This window comes from Acidimicrobiia bacterium, from assembly GCA_040881685.1.
Lineage (GTDB): Bacteria > Actinomycetota > Acidimicrobiia > IMCC26256 > PALSA-555 > SHVJ01.
On the sequence record JBBECS010000036.1, the window covers coordinates 136,981 to 143,610 of the forward strand.

The 6,630-nt window shown below is 68.9% G+C and carries 6 protein-coding genes; 4 read left to right on the forward strand and 2 right to left on the reverse strand.

Annotated features, from left to right (window positions below):
- Nucleotides 1-30 precede the first annotated feature (30 nt).
- The 3 genes from WEE69_08985 (at nucleotide 31) to WEE69_08995 (ending at nucleotide 3,783) form a co-directional block, all read left to right on the forward strand.
- Entirely contained in the window at nucleotides 31-1,278 is a 1,248-nt protein-coding gene (locus WEE69_08985; GenBank protein ID MEX1145425.1) for a cytochrome P450, read from the forward strand.
- Between the two features lie 101 nt (nucleotides 1,279-1,379).
- A complete protein-coding gene (locus tag WEE69_08990; GenBank protein ID MEX1145426.1) occupies nucleotides 1,380-1,589 on the forward strand; it encodes a ferredoxin in 210 nt (69 codons plus the stop codon).
- 4 nt (nucleotides 1,590-1,593) lie between these two features.
- The gene (locus WEE69_08995; protein ID MEX1145427.1) at nucleotides 1,594-3,783 is read left to right on the forward strand and encodes an acyl-CoA dehydrogenase; all 2,190 of its coding nucleotides are present in this window, start codon (nucleotides 1,594-1,596) and stop codon (nucleotides 3,781-3,783) included.
- On the opposite strand, the gene WEE69_09000 is transcribed toward WEE69_08995, so the two are convergent.
- A complete protein-coding gene (locus tag WEE69_09000; protein ID MEX1145428.1) occupies nucleotides 3,784-4,629 on the reverse strand; it encodes a hypothetical protein in 846 nt (281 codons plus the stop codon).
- 137 nt (nucleotides 4,630-4,766) lie between these two features.
- On the opposite strand from WEE69_09000, the gene WEE69_09005 reads away from it, so the two are divergent.
- Complete coding sequence (locus WEE69_09005; protein MEX1145429.1) at nucleotides 4,767-5,510, forward strand: urate hydroxylase PuuD; 744 nt, start codon at nucleotides 4,767-4,769, stop codon at nucleotides 5,508-5,510.
- On the opposite strand, the gene WEE69_09010 is transcribed toward WEE69_09005, so the two are convergent.
- The coding region (locus tag WEE69_09010) for an acyl-CoA dehydrogenase family protein (protein ID MEX1145430.1) at nucleotides 5,507-6,630 on the reverse strand (1,124 nt) is incomplete at its 5' end. The two genes, WEE69_09005 and WEE69_09010, sit on opposite strands and share 4 nt — an antisense overlap.

The window sequence follows — 6,630 nt, forward strand, 5'->3', positions numbered from 1 at the left end:
CCTGCGGCGCGACCGGTAGCCTCTGGCCTCGTGACGAAGGCGTCGGTCGACACGTCCGGTCAGTACGCCGACTGGGATCCGCTCGCGCAGTATCCGATCGACCCTCCTGGCGCCTGCAATCCACACCCTCGGCTGGCTGAATGTCGGCGCACGATGCCGATCGGCCGGCGCGCGGCATGGAGCGACACCGGAGAGCGAGTCGAGGCGTTCGAGGTGTACCGCTACGACGATGTGGCCGCGGTCCTGCGGGACAACGAGACCTTCTCGTCGGCGAGCATCCGCGACGGGATGAGCATCGTGATGGGCCCCTACGTCCTGGTGGGGATGGACGAGCCGGAGCACAAGCGCTTGCGCGACCTGGTCGCGGTGCCGTTCCGCCCGAAGTCGCTCGCCCACTGGGAGGACGAGCTCGTCGTCGACGTCGTCGATCAGATGATCGACGCCTTCGCGCCTCGGGGGAGCGCCGAGCTCGTACGCGAGTTCACCTTCCGCTACCCGGTCCAGGTGATCGCGGTAGTGCTCGGCCTGCCCGTCGAAGACCACGCGCAGTTCCACGAATGGGCGAACGCGATCACCAATGTCTCGGCGGACCCGATGTACGGGATCCGGTCTTCGGAGGCCCTGCGGTCGTATCTGGCCGACATGCTCGAAGATCGCCGCCGTGCGCCGCGTGACGACTTCATCAGCGAGCTCGCGGCTGCGGAGCTCGACGGTGAGCGTCTCGGTGACGAGGAGATCTTCTCGTTCCTGCGCTTGCTGCTCCCGGCCGGTGCCGAGACCACGTACCGGGCGACCGGCAACTTCCTGTTTGGGTTGCTCACGAACCCCGACCAGCTCGAGCGACTGCGCGCCGACCGCTCGCTGATGACGCAAGCGGTGGAGGAGGCGATCCGCTGGGAGCCGCCGCTCATCATCACCTCACGCGTGGCGCTCCGCGACACCGAGGTTGCCGGCACGCCGATCCCCGCGGGGATGCAGCTGGTGCCGAACGTCGGCTCGGCGAACCGCGACGAGACGCGGTGGGAGCGTGCTGACGACTACGACCTGTTTCGCGAGTCGAAGCCGATGATCTCGTTCGGCACCGGCCCTCACATGTGCCTCGGCATGCACTTGGCGCGCCTCGAGATGCGAGTCGCCGTGAACCGACTGCTCGATCGCTGCGCAAACCTGCGCTTCGATCCGGAGGCTTTCGAGCGAGACAGCCCACACATCCACGGGGAGACATTCCGCTCTCCGACCACGCTCCCCGTCCTCTTCGACGCTGCGGTGAGCACGTGAGCGGCCCGAAGGGCGGGGGGCGGGGGGGCCCCCGCCCCCGGCCCCCCCCCCCCCCCCCCCCCCCCCCCCGCGACCAGGCCAGTAGAGATCCAGGTCCGGTCGTGGCGCTGCGCATCGAGGTCGACCCCGAGAAGTGCATGGGCGGTGGCAACTGCGAGTTCTGGGCACCGAAGACCTTCGAGCTCGGTGACGACAACATCTCGCACGTCGTCGATCCTGCCGGCGACCCTGAAGAGAAGATCGTCCTCGCCGCACAAGGGTGCCCGACCCAGGCGATTGCTGTCTGGCGAGACGAAGAGCGGCTCGCGTAGGCCCATGCCGATCGGGATCACCGAAGAGCACAGCGCGCTGCACGAGGCAGTACGCGGCTGGGTCGAACGCCACTGCTCGCCCGCGGTGCCGCGCGCGTTGCTTGACGCGCCGGCGGAGACGCTGCCGCCGTTCTGGAGCGAGCTCGCCGACCAGGGATGGCTTGGCCTGCACATCGACGAGGCGCACGGTGGATCGGGCTACGGGCTGCTCGAGGCCGCCATCGTGACCGAGGAGCTCGGGCGGGCGCTTGCTCCAGGGCCGATCCTTCCAACGATGCTCGCGGCCGCGGTGATCGAGATGTCCGACAACGACGCGGCGCGCAAGGAGCTGCTCCCGATGCTTGCGAGCGGCACGTCGCCCGCGGCGGTGGCGGGGGGCGACGGCTGCGGGTTGTGGGCCGAACAGACGGCGGACGGGCTTCGAGTCTCGGGCACCGCGCGCGCAGTGCTCGGCGGCAACCTCGCGGCGCTGCTGGTCGCGCCCGCGGGGATGGAGGGTGGCGCCGCTTGGGTGGTGCTCGACGCCACCCAGGTGACGTGTCGCGAGCTGTCCAGTGTGGACGCCACCCGCCGGGTCGCCGAGATCACCGTCGACGGGGCATTCGTCCCTGATTCGAAGCGACTCACCGGGGTGGACGGCGCACGGGTCATCGACCTCGTGAACATCCTCGCGGCGGCAGAGGCCGTGGGCGTTGCGCAGTGGTGCGTCGACACGGCCTCCGCATACGCGAAGGAGCGGGTGCAGTTCGGTCGCCCTATCGGTCAGTTCCAAGGTGTCAAGCACAAGTGCGCCGACATGCTCTGCCGAGTCGAGCTCGCACGCGCGGCGGCGTGGGACGCCGCTCGCGCCGCGGATGACGACGAAACGCGCTCGCTCGTTACTGCGACGGCCATCGCGCTGGCGATCGACGCCGCGTTCGAGAACGCCAAGGACTGCATCCAGATCCTCGGTGGGATCGGCTTCACGTGGGAGCACGAGGCGCACATGTACTTGAAGCGCGCCATGGTCCTTCGCAACATCCTCGGCCCGGTGAGCCGCTGGCGCGCCCGCGTGTGTTCGCTCGCACTCGAGGGCGTCCGGCGCAAGCTCACCGTTGACCTGGGTCCGGACGCGGACGCGACGCGCGCCGAGGCGCGGGCGTTCATCGACGACGTCAGAGGGCTCGCGGGTGACGAGCAGCGCCGGGCCGTCGCCGACGCGGGCTACCTCGTCCCGGCCTGGCCGGCCCCATGGGGTCGCGGCGCCAACGCCGTGGAGCAGATCGTCATCGACGAAGAGTTCCGTCGGGCGAAGGTGGCGCGCCCCGGGATCATGGTGGGTTCATGGGCCTTGCCGCCGGTGATCCTCTATGGCACCACCGAGCAACAGGAGCGCTGGATCCCGCCGACGCTTCGGGGCGAGATCTCCTGGTGTCAGCTGTTCAGCGAGCCGGGTGCTGGCTCTGACCTTGCGAGCCTCACCACGCGCGCGACGCGTGTCGAAGGCGGCTGGATGGTCAGCGGGCAGAAGGTCTGGACCTCGATGGCGCAATACGCCGATTGGGGGATCCTGCTCGCGCGAACGAACCCGGAAGCGGCAAAGCACGACGGAATCTCGTGCTTCATGGTGGACATGAAGAACACCGAAGGGCTCGACATCCGCCCATTGCGAGAGCTCACCGGCGAATCGATGTTCAACGAGGTGTTCTTCGACGATGCCTTCGTCCCCGACGACTGCTTGATCGGTGTCGAGCACGACGGGTGGCGCGCCGCGCGCACGACGCTCGCGAACGAGCGGGTGTTCATGGGCAGTGGCATGACCTTCGGGCACGGGCTCGAGGCCGCGCTCGGCGCGGTCAAGGACCGCGGGCTCGATGACGACCCTGCCGCGCTCGAGGCCGTGGGCGGTCTCGTCGTGACCGCCCACGCGCTCGCGTGCCTCGGCTTTCGCCAGACCTTGGCCACGCTCGCCGGCGCCGATCCCAACGGGTCCGAAGCGTCGGTGCGCAAGCTGCTCGGCGTCGTGCATGACCAGCGCGTGCAGGAAGTCGGGCTCGGGCTCCTCGGGATCGACGGTGTCATCGCCGACGGCGACGGACTCACCTGGAGTCGTGGCTTCCTGTTCAACCGGAACCTCACGATCGCCGGCGGCACGAGCGAGATCCAGCGCAACATCATCGGCGAGCGCGTGCTCGGCCTCCCGCGCGATCCCTGATCAGACCGGCGGAAGCTCGAAGACCTCCCCGGGGTCGATGAGGTTCACGTCACCCGAGCGGATTCGATCGCGGTTGGCGTCGCACACGCGCACCCAGTACGGGTGGATCTCGTCCGTGGTCAACGTCGCACGATCGCGGCCGGACGTCGTTGCGATATGGCTGCCGGCGATCTCCCAGAAGTTGTCGCCGGCAACCACGGTGTGGGACGGGTTCGCGGCATTGGTGGTCGACGGAGGTGTCGGCATCGTCGGCGTCGCGTGGTCAGAGGCATCCGGCGCGGCGGGGGCCGGTCCCGTCGGGATGTTGGGCTTTGGATCCGGAGTCGTCTCGGGTGCAGTGGTCGTCGACGGCTCGAGCGGGAGCACCGGTGTCGTCAATGTCTCGGTGAGGGCGTTCGGGTCGCCGACGCGGCCCGTGCGCACCGGCAAGGTGTCGATGGTCTCCTCGATCGGCTCCGTGATCGGCTCGGGGAGCGGCTCGGGCACCGGAGGCGCGGGCTCCAGGACCTGCGCCGACGCGTCGACGAGCGGGTCGGGGCTCGGCGGCGTTCCGGCGAGGGCGGGGGAGCCGCTGACGACCAGGGCACCGGTGACGACCGATGCGGCGACCGCTCGGTCGACGCGGCGGCGAAGCGCCGGCACCGTGACCCTCGCCGCGGCGCGGATCGCGAGCGGGATCCCGGCGATGCGGGCGCCGACGTAGAGCAGCTGCGAGCTCAGCAACCACACCAAAGCGCCGAACGCGAGCGGGAAGCCGAGCGCCGGTTCACGGATCCCTTGGTAGACCAGGAGCACCGCGCCGGCTTGGGACGCGAGCAGGGCGATGAGCGGAAGCGTTCGACGCATGGGTGACCTCGCAGAGTCGGGGGACAGGTGGGGGCAGGACCCGCCACCCTCCGAAGCGTCACGACAAACCCACCTGGCGAGCCCTCCCGGTGCTACCTTCCGCGGAGTTCAAGCCGCCGACAGGGGGGTCCTGCGCGATGCCGTTGGCCGAGATCCAGATCTTCGAGAAGTTCGGCGTCGACTTCCTGTTGCGTTGGGGGCATGTCCTCGTCGGTATTGCCTGGATCGGGTTGCTCTACTACTTCAACTTCGTCCAGGTGCCTGCCTTCGCCGAGCTCGAGGCCGGCACACGGAACAGCGCCCTCGACAAGCTGGCGTCGCGGGCGCTGTGGTGGTTCCGGTGGACCGCGGTGGCGACACTGGTGTTCGGTCTCCTGCTCGCGATCCACCAAGAGTTCGACGGCGACCCGCAGCTCTTCAGCACCGATTACCTGAAGACCGCGAGCGGTCTGAGCATCACCACGGGCATGCTGCTGGGCATCACGATGTTCCTCAACGTCTGGCTGGTCATCTGGCCCAACCAGAAGAAGGTCATCGCGAACGCGCGCAATGTGATCGGCGGAGGTCAGGCCGACCCGGGCGCCGCTGACGCAGGTCGCAAGGCGCTGCTGGCGTCGCGCCAGAACGCCGTCTTCTCGTTCGCCATGCTGCTGTTCATGGTGGGAACCGCCCACTTCTTCGGCTCGTTCGACACGTCGAGTGACCGCGGCATCTATTGGGCGATCACGCTGGTGTTGTGGGCCGGGCTCGAGGCCAACTGCCTCTTCAACCGGGGTCAGAACATCGGCACCTGGATGTACGAGAACCACAAGCGCGCTATCGGCGCGGCGCTCGTGCTGTCCGTCGTCTGGTACGCCCTCTGGGAGATCGTGTTCGGCTAGATCTCGAGCAAGTCGGCGATCCGGGCGCGGTGATCGGCCGCGGTGCCGAGCAGCAGGCTGTTGGTTTTGGCCCGACGCACGTACAGGTGCATGTCGTGCTCCCACGTGTACCCGATCCCGCCGTGGATCTGGATGCCTTCCTTGGACAGGAGCCGCTCGCAATCGCCGGCTGCCACCTTGGCGGTGGATGCGGCGAGCGAGCGCCGGTCGTCGTCTTCGGCGATCGTGAGCGCGGCGAAGTACACGGTGGCGCGCGCCCGCTCGAGCGCGACGAGCATGTCAGCGAACTTGTGCTTGATGGCTTGGAACGACCCGATCGGAACACCGAACTGCTCGCGGTGCTTGGCGTAGTCGAGCGTGACGTCCAGGATCGTCTGGCACACGCCCACCGTCTCCAATGCGAGTGAGACCACGGCTTCCTCGATCGCCCGCCGGACCGCGACCGCGGTCTGGGGGCCGGGCTCGCCGAGCACGCGGTCGTTCTGAATTTTCGCGCCGTCGAGCTTGATGGTTGCGAGGCTTCGGGTCGGGTCGAGCGCGTTCACCGGCGTGATCGCCAGGTCGTCGCTCGGCACCACGAAGACCCCGATGCCGTCGTCGCCCGAATTGCCCTCGACACGCGCGACGACGGCGATCTCGTCTGCGCTGACGCCGCCCAGCACTGCGGCTTTGGTGCCGCGTAGCGACCAGTCATCGCCAGTGCGCGTTGCGACGGCCCCGACATGCGCGGGATCGAGGGCGACGCCCGCCTCGGCGATAGCCAACGCTCCGGTCGACGTTCCCTCGGCGACGCCGGACAGGAACCGCCCCTGCTGCTCGGCCGAGCCCGCTTCGCGTACGACGGCGGCGAACTGGGTCACGGTCGGGAGGTAGGGGCCCGGCGCGACGACCCGGCCCAGCTCTTCGACCACCACGGCGAGCTCGATGGTGCCGAGCCCGAGACCGCCGTGCTCTTCGGCGATCGTCAATGCGGGCCACCCGAGGTCCACCATCTGCTTCCAGAGCCCGTCGGCGGCCACGCCGTCCTCGACGATCTCGCGCACGAGGCTCATCGGGCACTCGCGGACGAGCATCGAGCGCACGCCGTCGCGCAGCTCTTCCTGATCGGCGGTGAACTCCA